The organism is Stenotrophomonas sp. 57 (assembly GCF_030291075.1).
GTDB lineage: Bacteria > Pseudomonadota > Gammaproteobacteria > Xanthomonadales > Xanthomonadaceae > Stenotrophomonas.
Genome location: NZ_CP127407.1, coordinates 3547551 through 3567323 on the forward strand (window position 1 = coordinate 3547551; position 19773 = coordinate 3567323).

Annotated in this window: 12 protein-coding genes; 1 reads left to right on the forward strand and 11 read right to left on the reverse strand. The window is 65.3% G+C overall.

The features are described from left to right. Positions 1-10: 10 nt before the first annotated feature. From QP512_RS16345 to QP512_RS16385, 9 genes are all read right to left on the reverse strand, one after another. Entirely contained in the window at positions 11-5404 is a 5394-nt protein-coding gene (locus QP512_RS16345; protein ID WP_286069692.1) for an ESPR-type extended signal peptide-containing protein, read from the reverse strand. Between the two features lie 69 nt (positions 5405-5473). Then, positions 5474-6169, reverse strand: coding sequence for a pilus assembly protein (locus QP512_RS16350; protein ID WP_286069694.1), 696 nt, complete (start codon positions 6167-6169; stop codon positions 5474-5476). A gap of 15 nt (positions 6170-6184) precedes the next feature. Further along, on the reverse strand, positions 6185-7324 hold the full coding sequence (locus QP512_RS16355) for a CfaE/CblD family pilus tip adhesin (RefSeq protein WP_286069696.1): 1140 nt from the start codon (positions 7322-7324) through the stop codon (positions 6185-6187). After that, positions 7321-10041, reverse strand: a complete 2721-nt coding sequence (locus QP512_RS16360) for a TcfC E-set like domain-containing protein (protein ID WP_286069697.1) — start codon at positions 10039-10041, stop codon at positions 7321-7323. The genes QP512_RS16355 and QP512_RS16360 overlap by 4 nt, the downstream gene beginning before the upstream one ends. 49 nt (positions 10042-10090) lie before the next feature. After that, complete coding sequence (locus QP512_RS16365) at positions 10091-10597, reverse strand: CS1 type fimbrial major subunit (protein WP_286069699.1); 507 nt, start codon at positions 10595-10597, stop codon at positions 10091-10093. A gap of 526 nt (positions 10598-11123) precedes the next feature. After that, complete coding sequence (locus tag QP512_RS16370) at positions 11124-12212, reverse strand: hypothetical protein (protein WP_286069700.1); 1089 nt, start codon at positions 12210-12212, stop codon at positions 11124-11126. A gap of 207 nt (positions 12213-12419) precedes the next feature. Further along, positions 12420-13697, reverse strand: coding sequence for a citrate synthase (locus QP512_RS16375; protein WP_049404024.1), 1278 nt, complete (start codon positions 13695-13697; stop codon positions 12420-12422). Between the two features lie 296 nt (positions 13698-13993). Next, positions 13994-14236, reverse strand: a complete 243-nt coding sequence (locus tag QP512_RS16380; RefSeq protein WP_010484049.1) for a type B 50S ribosomal protein L31 — start codon at positions 14234-14236, stop codon at positions 13994-13996. 89 nt (positions 14237-14325) lie between these two features. After that, positions 14326-15264, reverse strand: a complete 939-nt coding sequence (locus QP512_RS16385) for a nucleoside hydrolase (RefSeq protein ID WP_286069701.1) — start codon at positions 15262-15264, stop codon at positions 14326-14328. Positions 15265-15747: 483 nt separating this feature from the next. On the opposite strand from QP512_RS16385, the gene QP512_RS16390 reads away from it, so the two are divergent. Further along, entirely contained in the window at positions 15748-18138 is a 2391-nt protein-coding gene (locus QP512_RS16390) for an autotransporter outer membrane beta-barrel domain-containing protein (protein WP_286069703.1), read from the forward strand. An 84-nt stretch (positions 18139-18222) separates the two neighbouring features. On the opposite strand, the gene QP512_RS16395 is transcribed toward QP512_RS16390, so the two are convergent. Both QP512_RS16395 and QP512_RS16400 read right to left on the reverse strand, forming a co-directional pair. Next, a complete protein-coding gene (locus QP512_RS16395) occupies positions 18223-19236 on the reverse strand; it encodes a fimbrial protein (protein ID WP_286069704.1) in 1014 nt (337 codons plus the stop codon). Further along, positions 19233-19742, reverse strand: a complete 510-nt coding sequence (locus tag QP512_RS16400; RefSeq protein WP_286069705.1) for a fimbrial protein — start codon at positions 19740-19742, stop codon at positions 19233-19235. The genes QP512_RS16395 and QP512_RS16400 overlap by 4 nt, the downstream gene beginning before the upstream one ends. Between the last annotated feature and the right edge of the window lie 31 nt (positions 19743-19773).

The following is a 19773-nucleotide window of genomic DNA, read 5'->3' on the forward strand; positions in this document are numbered from 1 at the left end:
GCGTCATGGCTTACCAGCCGATGCCCACACCCACGCCCACGGTACGTTCGCCGCTGTTGGTGAACGCGCCATTGAGGCTGAAGGTGGCCGAGCCCTTGTCGTTCAACACACGCTGGTAACCCACGGCCATGGCCGATTCACCCTCGCTGTAGCCCACGCCCGCGCCGAGGCGGTTGTAGGTGTTCAAGCCGGCGGTGTTCATCGCCATCGCACTCTGCGCGCTGCTCATCGCGGCCATGCGGTTGAAGCGCCTGTCCATCTTGTCCAGGCGGCGGTCGACCTCGCGGCTGATGCCATCGCTGTACTCGTTGGCACGGGCCAGCATCTTCTCCAGCTCCGCGGTGTCCACCTGCGGGGTGGGCGCTTCCGGCTTCGGTGCATCGGCCTGCGGGGTGGGCGGCGGCGGCGCGCCGTTGTCGGCCACCTTGTTGTCGGCGGCAGACGGCGGCGGCGTGGCGGGGGTCTCCGGCTCGGGCGATGCAGCAGGTACGGCGGCCGGCGCACCGGCATCAGCCGATGCGATGGTGAGCGCACGCGACTGCGGTGCCTGCGGCTGGCCGTCCAGACGCTGCTCCAGGCCATCCACGCGGCCATTGAGCTGCTGCTGCAACGAGTACAGCTGGCCGCCGTTGACCGCATCGCGGCTGCCGGCACCGACGTAGCCGTTGGCCACGTTGGACAGGACCATGCCGTTGGCACCGGCCAGGTTGAGCTGGTTCAGGCCATCGGATCGGAGCGAGGGGCCATCCTGGAACACCGAGCGCAGCTGCGATTCCACGCGGTCCACGCGCTGGGTACCGGTGATGACGGCCGAATCGAGCGTGGCCAGGGCATCGTTGAGCGTGGACTGCTGGCCGCCCTGCACGTTGAAGGTGGGATTGATGATGTTGCCGTTGGCGTCGACGTCGCCGCCGAGCGAGGCGAGCGCCCCGCGGAGCTGGCCGACGGTGGCGGCGTCTGTGGCGTTGCGGCCGTTGGCGACACCAACGAGACGCCGGCGAAGGCCGTCGTTACCAAACGACACAGTGTTTGCCTCCTTGGCGACGGACAGAATGCCAATAGCCACCGCATTGTTCGCACCGGATTCAATGACGCTCCCACTTCCTAGTGCGACACCTCCTGTCGCCTTCACCTGCGACTCAGCGCCCAACGCAAATCCTCTCGCCGCGCTTTCGTGGACGTGAGAGCCTCTGCCGAGCGCTACAGAGTTCTCGCCGCGAGCCAAAGCATAGGCACCGACAGCAACCGCACCCTCGCTCTTCAACGATGCCTCCGCAGAATCACCGATTGCCACGGCAAATTGACCAGCCCTCGCAGCCACCTTATCGAAGGAATCGCCAAATGCGACGTACTTCTGATCTCTGGCCAAAGCATCGATTCGCTGGTTTGCCGAGAACAGCTGCCGGCCATTCACCACATCGCGGCTTTCGCTTGAAAGCGAACCATCAGCAACCCCCGTCAAGCGCGAATCTCCGAAGTCGATCACGCCCCCCTGTGCTGTAGACACGGAACCGAACAACGGATTTCCGCCACTACCAGCCCGGAGGTCCTCAAGACCCGCACGATTCCTCTCGATGTCCTGCTTGACATCAAACAGCTGATTGCCAGTCACCGCATCACGGCTACCCGCTGCAACGCGGCCGTCAGCCAGGTTGGACAGCACCATGCCATTGGCACCGGAGAGGTTGAGCTGGCCCAAGCCATCAGCGCGTACGGATGGCCTATCCTGGAACACTGAGCGGAGCTGATCCTCCACGCGGTCTACGCGTGCACCACCAGTTACGACGGCACTGTCCAGTGCCGCCAGAGCATCGCCAACGTTGTTCTGCGTCCCGCCTTGGACTTTGTAGGAAGGCGCAACGAGCTTTCCACCTCCATCAAGACGTGCCCCTCCACCGAGCGCAGCGATTGATTCGGAAAGCTGTTCGACAACGACGCCATCGTCCGATCTGAACCCAAGACCGACATTAGTCAGCCTTCGCTTCAAAGTGTCATTGCCGAACGACACAGCGTTTGCGTCCCGAGCAACAGACTCGCTGCCGAGGGCAAGAGAGTTAACTGCCCCAACCTCCACTACGCTGGCCGCACCGATGGCAACGCCATTCTTCTCCAAGACTCGAGACCGTGCTCCCATAGCGAATCCCATGTCAGCATGCTCGTCCACAAAGGAAGCTCGACCTACAGCAACTGAATTTGATGCCAGCGCCTCTGCATAGTTGCCAACTGCAGTAGCACCATCCGATTTGACTGCTGCAATGGCTCCATCCCCCAAAGCAAGGCCAGCCTGCCCTGCGACTGCGGGGGTTGCTCCCACTCCTGAGCCGACCGACAGGAACACGGCCTTGCGTTCCACTGCCGCCACTCGCTCATTCGTCGCAAACAACTGCCCACCATTTACCGCATCCGTGCTCCCCGCAGAACTGATATCCCCCGCAGCAACACCTTTCACCTTGCCGCCTGCCACATCCACATGGCCATCGGCATCAAACTTCACCACCCCATCCAGATCCGGGTCGAAGTTGTCGAACTCACCACGCAGCTTCTGCATCTCGTTGCGGTTGTCAGCAATGCGCCCGTCATGCGCGGCCAGGGTCTCGCCCTGCACCCGCACCAGCTCGTTCGTCGCGAACAACTGGCTTCCGGTCACCGCATCGGTGCTACCGCGCGACACCACGCCATCGGCGATGTTGTAGACCCGCCGCTTACCACCGTTCTTGTTGGCCACATCCACGACATTGCCCGTGTTCTCACTGCCGAGGCGCACATTGCCACTGCCAGACACCTGGCTGACCAACCCGCCCAGCGCATCGGCCTTGGCCACGGCGGAATTGGCCGTGGTCTGTGCTGTACCTGCGGCCGTCTGTGCCGCCGTGGCGGTGTTCTGCGCCGTGGTCACGTTGGTGTTGGTGGTGTTGAGCTGGCGGCCGGTCACTGCTTCGGTGCTGGTGCCATTGAGCGTGGCATCTGCCACACCGCTCAGCTTGCGGTTGGCATTGGACTTGTTGCGCATGTCCAAGGTAGTACCGGTGTTCTCGCCGCCCAGGCGCACATTGCCCGTGGCCGACACCTGGCTGACCAAGCCGCCCAGCGCATCGGCCTTGGCCACGGCAGAGTTGGCCGTGGTCTGGGCGTTACCAGCGGCGGTCCGCGCTGCCGTCGCGGTGTTCTGTGCGGTGGTTACGTTGTTGTTGGTGGCAAACAGCTGCTGGCCGGTCACGGCATCGCTGCTGGATGCGCTGAGCGTGGCGTTCTGCACGCCATTGAGATAGCGCTTGCCGCCGTCCTTGTTGCTCACCGTCAGTACATTGCCGGTGTTCTCCGCACCCAGGTAGAGGTTACCGCTGGCCGATGCCTGCTTCACCAGACCGCTCATGCGCTGGTTGGTGTCGTGCAACTGGCGGCCGGTCACCGCATCGGTACTGGTGGCGTTCAACGCGCCATCGCCCACATTGACGATCTTCCGCTGGCTGGTGGTGGTGCCAACTGACACCTGGTTGTTGCCTGTGGTGACTGAGCCATTGCCCAGGGCCACACTGCCAGCATGCGTTGCCTGGGCACGGTCTCCCAAGGCGACCGCACTGGCACCGCTTGCTTTGGCAATGTTTCCGAGTGCGGTTGAGAACGAACCTGAAGCAGCTGACTCCCTACCGATTGCGGTCGACTGGTTGGCACTGGCCACCGCGTTGTGTCCCACGGCAGTGGCGTGCGTGGCGTCGGCTGCAGCACCGTTACCCATCGCCACAGCGCGGTCGCCAACCGCAGATGCACGCAGGCCGGCAGCGACAGCCCCATTCCCGCTGCGGCTGTTTGCGCCCAACGCCACGCCCCCGGTGCCCGTGCTCTTGTTGCCTGCGGCATCGACATTGGCACGTGCGTCGGCACCCAGCGCGATGCCGTTGCTGTTGTACGCCTTGGCGCCGGATCCGAGCGCGGCACTGGCACTTGCACCACCGCCCTCAGCGGCCGCGGCACTGCCCAATGCCACGGCAGCGGCGTCCAAGCGGGCTTTCACCGCATTGACCTGCGTGTTGGTGGCATGCAGCTGGTTGCCCGTGACAACCTCGCTGCTGCCAGCGGCCAGGCGGCCATCCTTCACATTGACGATGTTGCGCTTCAACGTGGCGTTGCCCACCGAAATCTGGTCGGTCCCGGTGGTAACCGAACGCTCACCCAGCGCGACGGAATTGTCGTGGGTCGCCTTGCTGTTGCCACCCAGTGCCATGGCATGGGCGCCGCTGGCCTCGGCCACGCTACCCATGGCGATGGCATTGTTGGCCAGCGCCTTTGCGCCGTTGCCGAATGCGGCGGCCGCCAAACCCTCGGCGCGTGCCGAATGCCCCATCGCCACCGACACGTCGCCGCTGGCGGTAGCCTTGTTGGTATCAGTGATGGGCGAGCCCGTGGCCACGGCATAGCCGTTGGTGGTGGCCTGCGCCAGCGCGCGGTCTGCGACCGACCGTGCGTTGTCGGCAGCCGTCTTGGCGGTGCTGGCAGCGGTGCGCACCGTTCCAATGCTGGCGTTCAGCGTGTCCTTCTCGCGCTGCAGCGTACGACCGTTGACCGCGTCGTAGCTGCTGCTGCTCACTGCGCCATCGGCGACATTGACGATCCTGCGCTTCTTCGTTGCATTGCCAACGGAGATTGTGTCGGTCTGCGTGGCTATCGAATCGCGGCCCAAGGCTACCGATCCAGTCTGTTGCGCCTGCGCGCCCTTGCCCAGTGCTACGGCGCCAGCTGCCTGTGCGTTCGCCTGGAAGCCAAGGGAGACACCATCATAGGCCGATCTGGCCCTGCCACCAATGGAAATAGCACCGGTATAGCCGCTGTTGCCAGCATGGGCATCGCCGCCGATGGCAATGCGATCTTCCCCCCCACCATCGGCCGTCTGCGCGCCACTGCCGAAAGCAAGGCTGTTCTTTCCGCGCGCTTTGGCATCGTTGCCAAATGCGCTGGTGCCCAACCCGTCACCCAGCGCACGGGCACCAAACACGGCCGAATAGCCGTCTGTAGTACGGGCGCCGTGACCAAACACTGCCACGTAGTCACCCTTGGCATAGCTGCTGTTGCCAAAGCTGGTCGAGTAGGAACCGTCAGTGTAGTTGCCCGCGCCGAATCCCATGTAGTTCTCGCTACCGTTGGCAGCATCGGCGTAGTTCACGCCATCGGTATGTCCTGCGAACGGCGCGCAGCGAACCAGCTGGCCCCCGGCTCTTGTGTCGCAGCCCAGGAAGTGCGAGGCCTGTGCACCTGGCAGCACGAGTGCACCAGCAAGGGCCGCCAGCAGGATCGGGCTGGCACCGACGCGGATTGCAGGTGCGGCCTTGCCACGCGCGGTGGTCAGTTCGCTGGCAACCACCCAGCACTGCCGGGCGGTGGACCAGAGTTTGCGGTAGATCTTGTTCATGGTGGTTCTCCTTAACAATGGAAGGAAAAGCGACCCGCCGGCACCGTTGCGCGCGGCGGGGTGTGGGGATCAGGGGGAAAGGGTCTGTACGTGCTCGCGGTAGCCATCGCGGCTGAGCCGGTAGCGCAGCTGCACGCTATGGCCGGGCAACACTTCGAACGGCAGGGTCAGTTCGCTTCCCGGGTACAGGCTTCGCGACACCGCATGGGCGGTGCAGCGCGTGCCTTCGCAGTCGGAGATGCTGGTGATGCCCAGGCGCAGGGTGCCTTCGTTGCGCAGGGTTCGGCCGTGCACGCGCGGCAGCACGGTGCCGTCGGCGGGCAGCACATTCACCAGTGCGCCCCAGACCAGATTCACGCCCACGTTGGCCTGCGCGCTCTCGGTGGAATCCACGCCAGATTCCTCCGGGCCACGCACGCCTTCGAAGTACACGCGGTACGCGGTTTCCTGTTGCACCGGTTGTAGCGGGATGACCCGGATCAGGCGGTTGCCGCCACCGGCCAGCGCGAACTTGCCGGGGGTAATGGCGATGGCGGCTTCGCTGGATTCCACGTCTACTTCGTGCTCGCCGGGGTCGGCCGCGTCGTCGATGCGCTTCAGCGACGCCTGGATGTACTGCGGCTTTGTGGATTGCGAGTAGATGCGGATCTGCGTGCCACGCTTGGCGTCCACCGACGAACGCATGGGGTGCACGGTCAGATTGGCCTGCGCAGGCAGCGCCAGCAGCAATGACAGCGGCAACAGGAAGAGGGCAAGGGCTTTCATGGAATCTCCTTGGGATCAGGGCGTGCCGGCAGGCACACGGAGTTCAAGCTGCAGGTCACCCCAATAGATGCCTGAGCGTTTGGAGGTCGACGGCACGCGCGGCATGTCCAGCGTCATCGGCGTGTTCACGCAGAACACCGGCTGGCTCATGCCGGGCAGCATCACCAGCCGCAGTTGCGAACTGTCGATACCGGTCAGTTGTTCTTCGACGCCGTTGTTGAGCGGTACGCGTGCGCCGTTGTGATCCAGCGTGACGGTGTAATCCAGGCGTTGGCTGGGGTCGCTGCCGCTACTGTCGTGCCAGAGCGAGAAGCCGCTGTTGCCTGCCGAGCGCGGGCTTATATCGCGCGCGGTTACGGCCAGGTAGGAGGCTTGCGAGCCGAGTCCGTCGTAGAGGCACATGTCCACGACCGTGCGACCACCCACGGTTTGTTGGATGGGGTCGTAGCGGGCGTCGAGGTTTACGAGCGGGGTGGTGCTTTCGAATTGGGGGAAATAGATGGATGCGGCATTGTGGTCGGTGATGGTGAAGTCAAAGTTGAAGATGTATGTGGCGAAGCTCTCGATTGAACTGCGCAGATTCAATCGCAACGAAGCCGTCCAACGCCCAGCAACAAGCGCTTCAAGCGAACTTGCGGGCACAGATAGGGCTACTCCCGTGCCGGACTGAAGTGAAGCTCCGCAGACGGCCCCGTACCTAGTCCAAATAGGGCGCTCGTATCTGCTCCAGAAGCTCGGCTCACAACGATTGACCGATTCAATTCGCTGCAGGTATCCGACAACATCTATGGCCGTGGTCAACCCACTTCTCTGCTCAACGAACTCAAGCAGCACGCGACTGTGCCCAGATCCGTTCTCATCATTACCTGCCGCCAAGCATCGACCATTACGCGAGTCATGTTCGGAGTCACAAACAAGATGTAGCGAGCGATAGTGCTTGGTCACGTCCAAGTCATTACCCAGGACTGTTCTTGCGGGAAGCAGCACTATCTCGCCAGGGATTGAAGCTCTGTCCCATGCCTGCACCACTTTCTGCTCGACGGTGCCTCGTAGAGGCTCGACGTCCGCCGGCCTCTGCCCCCACGCCTTCGGCACGCACACCAGCACCATCAGTGCGCTCATCACCATCACCACCCACACTCCACGCCGGTTCATGGCGTACCTCCTGCTGCTGCGGTCTGCGGCGTGGCGGCCATCAGCGCCTGTTCCTGCAGCAACCGGGTCACGCGGGCCTGCTGGCGGATTTCCGCCGGCAGCTGGGCCACGGCCAGCGGTTCGCAGTGCACGGCGCCGACCAGCATCACCACGCTGCGGCGCTCGCGCACCTGCAGTGGGCAGTGCAGCAGGCGGTCGTCCTGCAGCAGGTAGAGCGTGCGTTCGCGACGCGGGAAATCGGCGACGAAGCCGCCGTTGGCGCCGGTGCCGGGCACCGGTGCGTTGAGGATGCGGGCGCCGCCCAGCGGCACGCCGGCCACGTCGCGGGCGTTGCCGATGAAGGTGTAGGTCACCTCGATCGGCACCGGCAGGCGCAGCAGGCGGCCGGGCGCCAGGAACAGCGGGCGCGCGCCACCCACGCCGCTCACGCGGATGGCGGCATCACTGCCCAGGGCGCTGGCGTCCTGCACTTCGGCGCGGTGCGACTGGTAGGCCGACAGCGGCAGCAGGCGGCGCTCGCCCAGCGCCAGCTTCTGCCGGCGCATGCCGCCCACCTGCAGTTCGGCAGCCACGCCGGTCAGTTCCAGGTCGTCCACGGTATCCACCTGCACGGCCAGGCCGGCATCGGCGCCCACGCCGCCGCCCCAGTAGAAGCCGTGGCGACCCAGCGCCAGCCCGGAACTGTGCGTGGCGCTGTAGGACAGTTCATCGCGGCCGTGCTGCGCGTAGTGCGCCACCGCCATCGAGGTGTGGCCCAGGCGGTTCTGCAGCTGCCCGCCCAGCGATGCGCTGTAGCGTTCGTTGTTGTTGCCGCGCACTTCCAGCGTGGCCTCGCGGAACTGCGTATCCACTTCCTGGCGCAGGGTCTGCGAGGCGCTGTAGTTCACTTCCGGGCGCGCGTGCTGCGGCTGGCGCATGTCCACGCTGTAGCGCCGCTGCGATGAGCCGATATCGCGGCGCTGCAGGCGGCTGAAGGACAGGCTGAGGAACACACCACGGTCGCGATCGCCATTAAGGCGGCTGCGGCTGTGCTGCTGCCACACGCCCACGCGCGCGGACACGCTGAATTCCTGCCAGCGCTGCATGCGGTTGTAGCTGGCCTGCCAGGTGCGGCTCTGCCGTGGTTCGCGCTGGTAGCGCGGCTGCCACGACAGCAGCGGGTCAAGGCCGGCCATGGGGTCGTCCCATTCGTCGCGCAGCAGCGCGCCACGGCTCCAGGTCTGGCGCTTGGTGTAGGCCAAGTAGGCACTGCCGCCTGCCAGTGGCAGCGACACCGAAGCACTGAGTGAATCGGCGCAGCCCAGGCGGTCGCGCGCATCATCGTTGAACTGGCAGGCCTGCCCACGCAGGCGCTGGTGGTAAACATTCCACGACGCATGGCGGCGGTACGACAGCTGATGCTGCTGGCCACTGCTGCCATCGCTGCCGCGCAGGCCGCTGAAGGTGGCGCGTATATCCTGGGTCTCAAACTGCCGGCGCAGGTCCAGGCGCAGCTCGCCATAGCTGAAGCCGCCGAGGTCAGCCACACCAGCGGTCACTGCCGCATCGCGCCCCAGCGGCACGCGCAGGCCGGCCATGGCCGCCAGTTCATCGTTGAAGCGATCATCGCGGCGCTCGTTGCGGCGGCCGCCCTGCAGGAACCACTGCACGCTGCCGTTGGCCCAGTTGCCGCCCTTGTCGAACGGCGCGTCTTCGCTGCGCACCAGCACGCCGTCTTCGTAGATGCGCAGCATCACGGTGTAGCTGCCGAACGGAAAGCGGCGGGTGTCCAGTTCGTTGATGCCGGCCTGCAGGTAGAAGGTCTGCAGCAGGCGTTCGCCGTCGAAGGCATCCACGCGGGCATCGCGTGCCAGCAGCACGGTGAGCGGCGTAGCCTGCACGGCAGCGTCAGCATCCACGTAGGCCTGGGTGGTGCCCACACGCAGGCCCTGGAAGCGGTCCATCGGCAGCATGCTGAAACTGAAGGTGCCGCCCTGCGGGCTGGACAGGTTGCGGCGGTCCATGCGCCCGGCCTGCAGGTAGTGCTGCTGGCCCAGGTCGTGGCGGTAATAGGCATTGTCGAACTGGAAATCCTGGCGGCGGCGGCCACCGCGGTACTGCTGGCTGTTGAAGTTCCAATCGACCTTGGCGTGGCCGCGCTGGAACAATCCCAGCGTGCCGGCGCCCTGCGCGGTGAGCGCCTGATAGCCGCGGCCGCCGCTGAAATTGAGGGTCTGCTGGTGCAGGAAGGCGTTTTCGGCGTTGCGGCTGATCTGGTGGAAGCGATCGTTGGCGGGCTCGCCGCGGATCCACTGCCGGGCCACGAACAGACGCAATGCGCCCTCGCCTTCGTCGTACAGCGCGCGCACGGCCGCGGGGTCTTCCGGCGGATCCAGATAGCCGCAGCCGGCGGTGCCGCTGCCGTAGCGGCAGGCCAGGTGGCTGTTGCGCGGCAGCGGCTGCGACAGCGCCGGCAGCAGCACGGCCTGCGCCTCGGCGGGAAGATCGAGCGCCTGCAACACGCGTGCGGGATCTTCCACCTGCACATGTTCCAGAGTGACGCGCACGGGCGACAGCCCGGCGCTGCGGCCGAACAGGCGGATGTCGAGTTGTTCGGTCTGGCCTTCGACCAGATCTTCGAAACCGGCGGGGACGCCGCGTGCCGCGACCAGCGGCGTGGCCATCGACAAGGCGAGCGCCATCGCCAGCCGGGTGACGGCGGGTGCGTGGGCTTTCATGGGGAATGGCCTGGAAAGGCCGGCCCGGCGTGCGGGCCGGCACAGGGTGTTACGGGGTGCCGGCCTTCTGCACCATCGCGATGCTGACCATGCCTTCGTACTTGCCAGCCACGGTCAACGGGGCCTGGCTGGTCTGGCCGATAGTGAGATCCAGCACAACCGAATGGCCTTCCAGCGCACCGCTATAGAGATCCGAAGCCAGGAAGTCCTGCTCGGCCACGGTGAGCGCGCGCCCCATGAGGCTGACGGTGAGCGGCACGGCCGGTGCCGCGCCGGTGGTACGGACCAAGCTGGGCGCGGTGATCAAGCGCACGCCCACGTCCATGTCTTCGTCGTTGGTGTAGATGCGCACGCGCTCGGTGTAGGGGGTCAGGCCCAGGCCCGGCACATGGTTCAGGCGCACTTCGGTGGGCAGCGCGCTGCCGTCTTCCTTCAGCAGGGCCAGGGTCAGGTCGACATCGGCGTAGACCTGGATGTGGGATTCAGCGGCGTGCGCGGACAGCGACGCGGTGACCAGCGCTGCAGCGAGCGCGGCCTTCTTCAGAATGGCGTTCATCGGGTTGTCTCTCTCGGACAGTAAAGGGAGAGCTTCCCTCCCAGGAGGAGGAGGAGGAGGGAGGGAAGCGCCGCGACTTCCGGGTGGGAAAGTGGCGACGGAGACAATGGTAGAAATCCGCCCTATTCCGAATCCATTCAACGATTCCTAAATCGCGGATTGTTAAGCGCATTCCTCGACGCGGCTCAATGATCCGACTGAATGCAACTTGCCTCACTACAGAATGCAAGAAGATGCATTGCGCGTTTGCGAGGAAGGCGTGGAGAGTGGTCGATTGCGCCAACAACCGGCTGGCATGGCCCGGCGCTACCGGATGGAGAGCGAGCGCCCAGTAGATCCACGCCATGCGTGGGTTGTTTACACGGATGCCAAACGCATCAGGCCGCCTTGCGGCGGCCTGATGGTCAGAGCATTCAAACACGTGCGATCAGAAGAAAATCGCGTACAGGATCAGCAGCGGAATCGGCACGCCCAACAGCCAGAGCAGAATCATTTTCATGGCAGGTCTCCTTGCATGGAATGCGGGTTACAGGTCGCGGCGGCGGCCGCCCCAGGTGGCGCTGAGGCTGGCGAAGAACGCGCCGATCAGCAGGGTGATGAACAGCCACAGTGCGGCGTAAGCCGTTGCTTTGCGCGCATCATCGGCCGCCTGCTTGGCGGTGGTCTTTGCCTTCTCCAGCGCGGCACGCATGCGCGTCTGCACATCGGTCACACGGGCCTGCGCTTCGGCCGGGCTCATGCCGGTCTCGCGCGCGATGAGCTGCGACAGGTACTGGGTGTCGGCCGGATCGAGGCCATCGCCCTGCAGGCTGTTGACGATGATGCGGTTCACTTCGGCCCGCACCTCACGACGGTCGCCCATTGGGCCGCCGCCCGGCATCGGGCGCGGCGGCTGCGCCATGCGCGCATCGCGCGGGCCAGGGCTGGCGACCGGCGGCGGCGCGGCCGGGTCCATTGGGCCGTTGCCTGGCGCCGTGCCGGGTGCGGGCGGCGCCGGCGGTGCATCTGCGACATCCGCGCCCGGGTGGGTGGCGTTGCGGAACAGCGAATCCACCCAATAGTTGAGGTCGCCTTCCGGTGCGGCCGCGGCGGCGCTACCGGCACCTGCGGCGGCTACGCCGGCCGTGGACGCAGCGGCGCCTGCAGTGGCGCCGGCCACCTTCGCGCCCGTGCCGAGCACGCCGCCGATGGCCGAGGTCAGCAGGCCCGCAGTCAACAGCGTGGCGACGGCCCACGACACGAAGCCGTGTGCGGTATCGCGGAAGTAGGTTTCATCACCGTGGATCTGCGTCCACTTGGTGCGCAGGCGACCAGCGAGATAGCCCCCCAGGCCGGAGGCGGCCAGCGCGGTGAAGGTGAGCCAGGCGATGCTGGACCAGCCGAAGGTTTCCTTGCTGACCCCCTCGAAGGACCACGGCGATACCGAGGACAGGCCAAGGCCGACACCGAGGATGAGCAGGATGAGGGAGAGTGCGGCGGCAGCGGCGGCACCGGCGAAGATCGCGCCCCAGGACACGGCGCTTTCGCTGGGAGGGGCGACGATGGGGGCGGTGACGACAGTGGCGACATCGGGACCGAGCGGGCCGCGCTCGGGTGGGTCGAATCGGGTACTCATGGGGTGGACGCTCCATTTCAGGTGCTGCGGATGCAGCTGGCGTCCTGAGGCTGCGCGAGCGGTTGTGAAGCTGGCGAGACCCTTGAATCACGCGGTCTTTGCGCGGTGAAGCGCGTGCCAAGCAAGGTTGGCACCCACCGGGGTGGCGGCAAAAAAAAAAACGCCCCGCGGATGCGGGGCGTTCTTCTCACGAATGACCTCGGGCGATCAGCCCTGGTAGTCGCGCACGTCGCTGCCGGTGTAGACCTGGCGCGGACGGCCGATCTTCATTTCCGGGTCGACCTGCTGTTCCAGCCAATGCGACACCCAGCCGGAGGTACGGCCCAGGGCGAACATGACGGTGAACATCTCGGTCGGGATCTGCAGCGCCTTGTAGATGATGCCGCTGTAGAAATCGACGTTCGGGTACAGCTTGCGGGCGACGAAGTACTCGTCCTGCAGCGCGGCCTGTTCCAGCTTCACGGCCACGTCCAGCAGCGGATCCTGCACGCCCAGCTGCTTGAGCACCTTGCTGGTCATCTCGCCGATGACCTTGGCGCGCGGGTCGAAGTTCTTGTACACGCGGTGGCCGAAGCCCATCAGGCGGAAGCCGGAGGTCTTGTCCTTGGCCTTGACCACGGCGGACTCGACGTTGTCGGCAGTGCCGATCTCTTCCAGCATCTTCAGCACGGCTTCGTTGGCACCGCCGTGGGCCGGACCCCACAGCGCGGTGACGCCAGCGGCGACAGACGCGTACGGGTTGGCACCGGTCGAACCGACCAGGCGCACGGTCGAGGTCGAGGCGTTCTGCTCGTGGTCGGCGTGCAGGATGAACAGCAGGTCCAGCGCCTTGACCACGTCCGGGTTCAGATCGTACTGGCCGTCAGCCGACTCGAAGGTCTGCTTCAGGAAGCGGCTGACGTAGTCCAGCGAGGTGTCCGGCTTGTTGGCCGGCAGGCCCTTGCCGTGGCGATAGATCAGCGCCGACAGGGTCGGCACCTTGGCGATCAGGCGCACGGCAGCCTGGCGGCGCTGTTCGGCGTCGGACAGGTCCAGCGAGTCGTGGTAGATGGCCGACAGCTGCGCGATCGCAGCGGCCAGGATCGCCATCGGATGGGCATCCTTGGCGAAGCTGCCGATCAGGGTGTTGATCGAATCGTCGACGTTGGCTTCGGCAGCCAGCTCATCGGTGAAGGCCTTCAGCTGCTCGGCGCTCGGGCGCTCGCCGTTGATCAGCAGGTAGGCCACTTCGACGTAGCTCGACTTTTCCGACAGCTGTTCGATCGGGTAGCCGCGGTACAGCAGCACGCCCTTGTCGCCGTCGATGTAGGTGATGGCGGACTTGCAGCTGGCCGTCGCGGTGAAGCCGGAATCGTAGGTGAAATACCCCGTTTCCTTGGTCAGCTTCGCGATGTCGACGCAGTCGTTGCCAAGGGTGGGTTTGATGACGGGCAGAACGACCGACTTATCGCCGGCGTTGAGCGTGACCTGATCAAGATCGGACACTGTGTGCGCTCCTTCATGGGAAGGCGCCTGCCCAAGCGCATTGGTCAGGCACGTGAATGACGTCCTCGGCCTGTGCCGGGGATCAGGTCATTATCGCACAGCAGCATTTGCCCGGCGCTAGACAGAAGTCGTATACGACAGGCGGCCAGACGCCGGCCGTTGAGCGGCCCGGATCGGCAAACGCGTTGTCACACGAACGCAGTGTTCCGTCCATCCAAACGCCCGTTGGGTTGGCGTTGGGGAAAAACAAACGGCCGCGCAGAGCGCGGCCGTCGGTTCGAAGCTGGATCGACAGATCAGCGCGCGTAGCGCTTCTGGAACTTGTCGATACGGCCCGAGGTGTCGATGACCTTGTGCTTGCCCGTGTAGAACGGGTGCGAAGCCGAGGAAATTTCAACCTTCACCAGCGGGTAGTCGTTGCCGTCTTCCCACTTGATGGTTTCCTTCGTCGCCATGGTCGAGCGGGTCAGGATCTTGAAATCGGAGGTGACGTCATGGAAGACGACGTCGCGGTAGTTCGGATGGATATCGGCCTTCATGGGCTCACACCGTAAATGGGCTGGTGGTCAAGAGCGGCATTATAAGCACCGGTTGCCGCCCGGGGCAACCGGTTGCCGGTCAATCGACCTCAGTCCGCGCCCAGGGCCTGGCGCACCAGCGCCTCGAAACGCTGCTGGTCGTAGGCCATCAGCAGATCGCAGTTGTCCGGCTGGCCGGTCTGGCGGTTCCAGTCGACGATGGTGGCACCGCGGCTGAACGTACCGTTCAGTTCCACGTTCAGCGGACGCGATTCCACCTGCAGCTGCCCTTCCGGGTTCAGCGCCCAGGCCATGGCCACCGCATCGGCGGTGTACCAGCGGCCGCCCTTGGCGTCTTCGGACAGCGCGCGGGTCTTGCGCGAGATCAGCTCGTAGAAGCGGGCGCGATCGGAATCGGCCTGCAGCCACTGCTCGGCCTGCTCAAGCGGCAGGCCGTGGGCGACGGTGGCTTCCCAGTCCGACACCAGCAGGTGCTTGAACGAGGTGAACACCACGTGCGCCGCTTCCGGGTCGAAGGCGATGTTGAACTCGGCGGCCGGGGTGATGTTGCCGTGGCAGGTGACGGCACCGCCCATCACCACGATGCGCTTGATGCGCTGAGGCAGGGTCGGATCCAGCTTCAGCGCCAGCGCCAGGTTGGTCAGCGGGCCGAGCATCACCAGCATCAGTTCGCCGGCGTGCTCGTGCGACAGGCGCAGGATGGCCAGCGCGGCGTGCTCGGTTTCGGCCTGGCGGCTGGGCGGCGGCAGGTCCACGTCGCCGTAGCCATCACGGCCATGCACGTGGGCAGCGTCGACGGAGGGATGGAGCAGCGGATCGGGGCTGCCGGCAAACACCGGGACGTCGGTGCGGCCGACGATGTCGCAGAGCTTGAGGGCGTTGCGGACGGTGTACTCGAGGCCGACATTACCGGCGGCGATGGTCAGGGCGACCACGTCGTGCCGTTCATCAGCGAAGGCCATCAGCAGGGCCAGGGCGTCGTCCACACCAGGGTCGGTGTCGATCAACAGCGGGATCTTGTGGGTCATCGTTGCCGTCTTCAGATCGGCAACGAAGTGTGGACCGGGTTGATGACCGTTGCAAGACCACCCTGCCCCGGGGGCAAATGCGACGGAGATGGGGTCAGAGCTCTTTGCTGCCCAAAGGGATCCGACCCCTGCGCGAAACGCAGCTGAGCGTGGGCTTGGCTCTACAGGGATGGCAGTGAAATGCCGCCGGGCATGGCCCGGCGCTACCGGGTTCAATGCTCTGAACATCCCCCTACCCGGCAGCCGGGTGACCGGAGGTTTGCAACTTTTTGCATGGGCAGGCGCCTCCCGTCAGCCCAGACTTCGTGCCGATCAAGACATGCCACGGCGGGTTCAACCCGTATCTGTTGGGGATCAGCGGGCATCATTTTTCATTTTTTTCACACGGTCAGGGTATACGTCACAAGCCTGAACGCGCCTGAACGCACGCTTGCGACCATCCAGCACCACTGTCTGGCCATTTCTGGGATAGAGGAGAGATCCATGCGCGTCTACAACGGCGGGGCCCACGCCCCTTCAGTCCGCCTGCTGGTACGCAGCCTGATTACCGCCCTTTCCCTGACGCCGATCACTGCCGCGTGGGCCGGTGACCTGGACGATGGTTTCGCGCGGGTGCAGCCGGGAGACCCGGTCGAGGAATGGCGGTTGATCAATGACTCCCTGCTGGAAGTGCTGGGCGGCGAAGCCAACACAATCAGCGCCCAGGACACGTCACGCGTTTATCTGGAGCGCGCCATCGTCAACCGCAGCGGCACCTCCCAGCATGCGGTGAGCCTCAACGGAGATGCGGGTCTGCAGGCAATTTCTACCACGTTCCGCGGCGGCGGGATCCATGTAAATGATCGTGCGCGGGTACATCTGGTTGACAGCCAGATCCTGGTTGCGCCCGACGGCATGCGGCCGGGACAGTTGCTGTCCATCGGCGTCGACATGGCATACAGCGCCGCCAGCTCGGCCTCGTTCAATGGCGAAGCGAGGATCGATTCCACCCTGATCAGGGTGGCCGATACGGAGACGCCCCGCGATATCGGCAGTGGTCTTGGCCTGCGCATGACCCATGGCCAGGCAGACCTCATCAATGGATCGCGGATCGAGGCGGCCAACGTTGGCGCGCTGCTGTGGGGTACCCGTTACGCCACGCCGGTGATCCGCCTGGGCGTGGACGGATCGACGGTGGAATCGGGGCGCGGCGCCGCGATCCGCGTTGCCGTGGATGCGCCCAGCGTGTTTGATATTACCGTCGCCAATGACTCGCAGCTGCGTGGCGGAGACGGCAACCTGCTGCTGGTCAACACGGAAAACGGCGCCACCCTGCCGGGCGAGAGCACGGTGAATTTCACCGTGGATGACGCCCGCCTGGCGGGCAACGTGCGCTTTGATGCGGCCGACGTTGCCGCCAGCGTCAATGTCGTCCTGCGCAACAGTGCACAGATCGATGGCCGCTTCATCAATGTGACCTCGGCCGATATCGGCAGCGAGAGCACCTGGCTGATGACCGGCGACAGCACCGTCGGCCGGCTCACGCTCGGTGCGGGCGGCACGGTGGCGCTGGGCAACGGCACCGCGTTCAACACGCTGCGCCTGGATACCTTCACTGGCAATGGCGGCACGTTGCTGTTCAATACCCAGCTGGGTGACGACAGCGCACTCACCGACCGGCTGGTGATCGCGGGCGATGCCAGCGGCCAGGCCAACGTGCGCGTCCTCAATGCCGGCGGTGCAGGCGCGAAGACCGACCGCGGTATCGAACTGATCGATATCGGCGGTGCCTCCAATGCGCAGTTCGACCTGGTCGGCCGCGCAGTGGGTGGGCAATACGAGTACTTCCTGGTCAAGGATGCCAATGGCAACTGGTATCTGCGCTCGGAACTGACCGCCAAGCCGGACCCGTGCGTGATTGACCCGAGCCTGCCCGAGTGCACGCCGATTGATCCGGTGGACCCGATCGAGCCTCCGCCGCCGATCCTGCGACCGGAAACCGGCGCCTACCTGGCCAACCAGTTTGCGCTGGACCGGCTGCTGCGCCACACCTACCGCGACCGCCAGGGCGACGCTGCAGCGCCCGATGGCATCCGCGGCTGGGCACGGGTGGAGTCTGCCCAGAGCCGACTGGGCGCCGTGGATGACCAGCTTGACCTGCGGGTGCACCGCTCGCGCCTGCAGCTGGGCGCGGACATCGGCGTGTTCGATGACAGCCGTGGCCGCATCGGCGTGATGGGCACCGCTGCACGCAGCAGCGCCACTTCGCGCTCGGACATTACCGGATTCAGCGCACGCGGCAAGGTGGAAGGCGGTGCGCTGGGCGTGTATGGCAACTGGGCCAGCGACGCCCTGTATGTGGATGCCAGCGTGCAGCGCGGGCAGTTCCGCAACCGTGTGCAGGGTGACGGCCTGGCCGAAGAACGCTACGACGCCGATCTCTGGCAGTCGTCTCTGGAAGCAGGCTATGGCTTCGATATCGGCCAGATCGGTACGACCACACTGCGCCTGCAGCCGGAAGTGCAGCTGGTGTACACCGACGCCCGCACCGACCGCCACGAAGAGGACAATGGCACGGTGGTCCGCAGCCTGGGCGACAGCGGCCTGTCTGGCCGGCTGGGCGTGCGTCTGCAGGGCCAGGGCCACAGCACGGCCGGCGCTTCGGTCAGCCCCTATCTGCTGGCCAACTGGTACCGCGACGGGGCCAACGACGGCATGGCCTTCGACGATGAAGTGCTGAAGGCCGGTATTCCGCGCAACCGCTATGAGCTGAAAGCTGGCGCACGGCTCGACTTCCGATCCGGCCTGAGTGCCTGGGGCGGCCTTGGCCTGATGCGCGGGGACCATGGCTACCGGGAGGTTGGCGGCAGCATAAGTGTTTCCTACGCTTGGTGAAGCAGGTGCGTCAGGCCGTCGTGGGCGGCCTGGCGCTACTGAGGGGTAGATCCACGCCATGCGTGGATGCCAGACGGTCACCCACTACCAGTAGTCGACGTCGAGCACAGCCTCACCGTTGATGATGCCGGGCGTAAGCGCATCGGTCGTGCGGTAGTAGCGTGCGGTGAACGCATGATCATGGGTGCCGCCGACGCCGGGGTCGAAATCCCACTGCTGGCCGAACTGCACTTCTTTGCCGGCACGCAGCAGCTGCACACGCACGCCGCCGGCGCTGGAGCCCGCCACCGGGGTCAGCTGACTACCGGTGTTCGACGCATCTGCAGCGTCATGCAGCGACATCCTCGCCCGGGGCACGCTGGCGCCGCAGTCCATGCGTATCGCAACCACCTTTTCTGCTGCGGTGCTGCCTGGCGACGTCAGTTCGGCGAAGTTGACGTCGCGCAGGCTTTCCGTGGCGTCCTGCAGGGGGCATGTCGCGTGCGGGAAGGTCAGCTCGATCTGGATCGGCATTGTCATGTTGAGCGATGGAAAATCCGGCGTCTCCATCTGCAGGCTCCCGGCCATCGCGTAGGTCCGCATCGGGGCCTTGCGCGAGAACGCTACCACCCGCAGGTTGAACGTGGCCGTCATGGGGCCGCTGCCTGCATCCAGCACGTAGGCCGTGGCAGTACCCGGCGTGAGGGCCACTTCTGGCCATGCCAGAGCCTGGAAAAACACGAACCCGAACAGCGGCGAATCATCTGCGAAATCGAACACCGGCACCGTCTTTCCTTGGTAGACGATGGTACCGGCGGCCCTCAGTCCAGGCATGTCGAGGGTAAGTATCATGTCCGACATCCTCGGACCGCAGTTGTCGTACCACGCAACCCCCGCGCGATAATCCATCTCACGTCGTTCGTACGGTGGCGAGGATGTGTAAGTCCTGACGAAGTTCAATGGGCGGGCGGTGCCTCCCGTGCAGGCCGCAGCCGTGGCACTGATGCCCAGCAGGCACAGCAGGCTGCTCACTGCAGCCAGGCGCATGCGATTCAGATGCGAAATGCGGCGTGCCGGACTTGAACTTCCCGCCGCCGCGATTGTTGCCCTGATGCTCATTCGTAATCCGCCGTAACAAGGATTTCAGTGGAGACCAGGCCTGCACTCGGCGCCTGCGCGGTCGGGAGGAAGTACGCTGCGCGCAGGTCGTAGCGCGCCGTGGCACCGGTAACCGGCACGTCGATGCCGGTGTCGCCGTCCTTCAGGTAGGTGCTGCCGCTGGTGCCGGACAGCAGCGAGATCGATACGCCACCGGCCGCATCTGCGGTGGCGGTGTTCTTCCAACGTGTAGCATCGCCATCGGCGGCGGTGCCGGCGAAGGACAGCACCGCCTTGCTGACACCCACGCAGCCTGTGAATTCCAGTGCGCCGGCCTTGATCTGGCTGTCGGTGCCCGGGGTCAGGTCGCTGGCCTTGACCTCATCAAGTGCGATCGTCGCATCGGTGAGTGTGCAGGTGCCCGGCAGCACCCGCCCGCTGATGGTGAGGGTGGCGGTGTCGGCCAGCGCCAGCGGTGCAGCCGCCAGCAGCGCGGTGCACAGGGCCAGGCGATTGAACAGGTTCATGCAGGTGCTCCTTGGATCAGAAGAATGAAGT

Excerpts from the sequence above, each read along its gene's own strand:
- QP512_RS16345 (WP_286069692.1), bottom strand. The coding sequence starts at position 5,404 with ATGAACAAGATCTACCGCAAACTCTGGTCCACCGCCCGGCAGTGCTGG.
- QP512_RS16350 (WP_286069694.1), bottom strand. The coding sequence starts at position 6,169 with ATGAAAGCCCTTGCCCTCTTCCTGTTGCCGCTGTCATTGCTGCTGGCG.
- QP512_RS16355 (WP_286069696.1), bottom strand. The coding sequence starts at position 7,324 with ATGAACCGGCGTGGAGTGTGGGTGGTGATGGTGATGAGCGCACTGATG.
- QP512_RS16360 (WP_286069697.1), bottom strand. The coding sequence starts at position 10,041 with ATGAAAGCCCACGCACCCGCCGTCACCCGGCTGGCGATGGCGCTCGCC.
- QP512_RS16365 (WP_286069699.1), bottom strand. The coding sequence starts at position 10,597 with ATGAACGCCATTCTGAAGAAGGCCGCGCTCGCTGCAGCGCTGGTCACC.
- QP512_RS16370 (WP_286069700.1), bottom strand. The coding sequence starts at position 12,212 with ATGAGTACCCGATTCGACCCACCCGAGCGCGGCCCGCTCGGTCCCGAT.
- QP512_RS16380 (WP_010484049.1), bottom strand. The coding sequence starts at position 14,236 with ATGAAGGCCGATATCCATCCGAACTACCGCGACGTCGTCTTCCATGAC.
- QP512_RS16385 (WP_286069701.1), bottom strand. The coding sequence starts at position 15,264 with ATGACCCACAAGATCCCGCTGTTGATCGACACCGACCCTGGTGTGGAC.
- QP512_RS16390 (WP_286069703.1), top strand. The coding sequence starts at position 15,748 with ATGCGCGTCTACAACGGCGGGGCCCACGCCCCTTCAGTCCGCCTGCTG.
- QP512_RS16395 (WP_286069704.1), bottom strand. The coding sequence starts at position 19,236 with ATGAGCATCAGGGCAACAATCGCGGCGGCGGGAAGTTCAAGTCCGGCA.
- QP512_RS16400 (WP_286069705.1), bottom strand. The coding sequence starts at position 19,742 with ATGAACCTGTTCAATCGCCTGGCCCTGTGCACCGCGCTGCTGGCGGCT.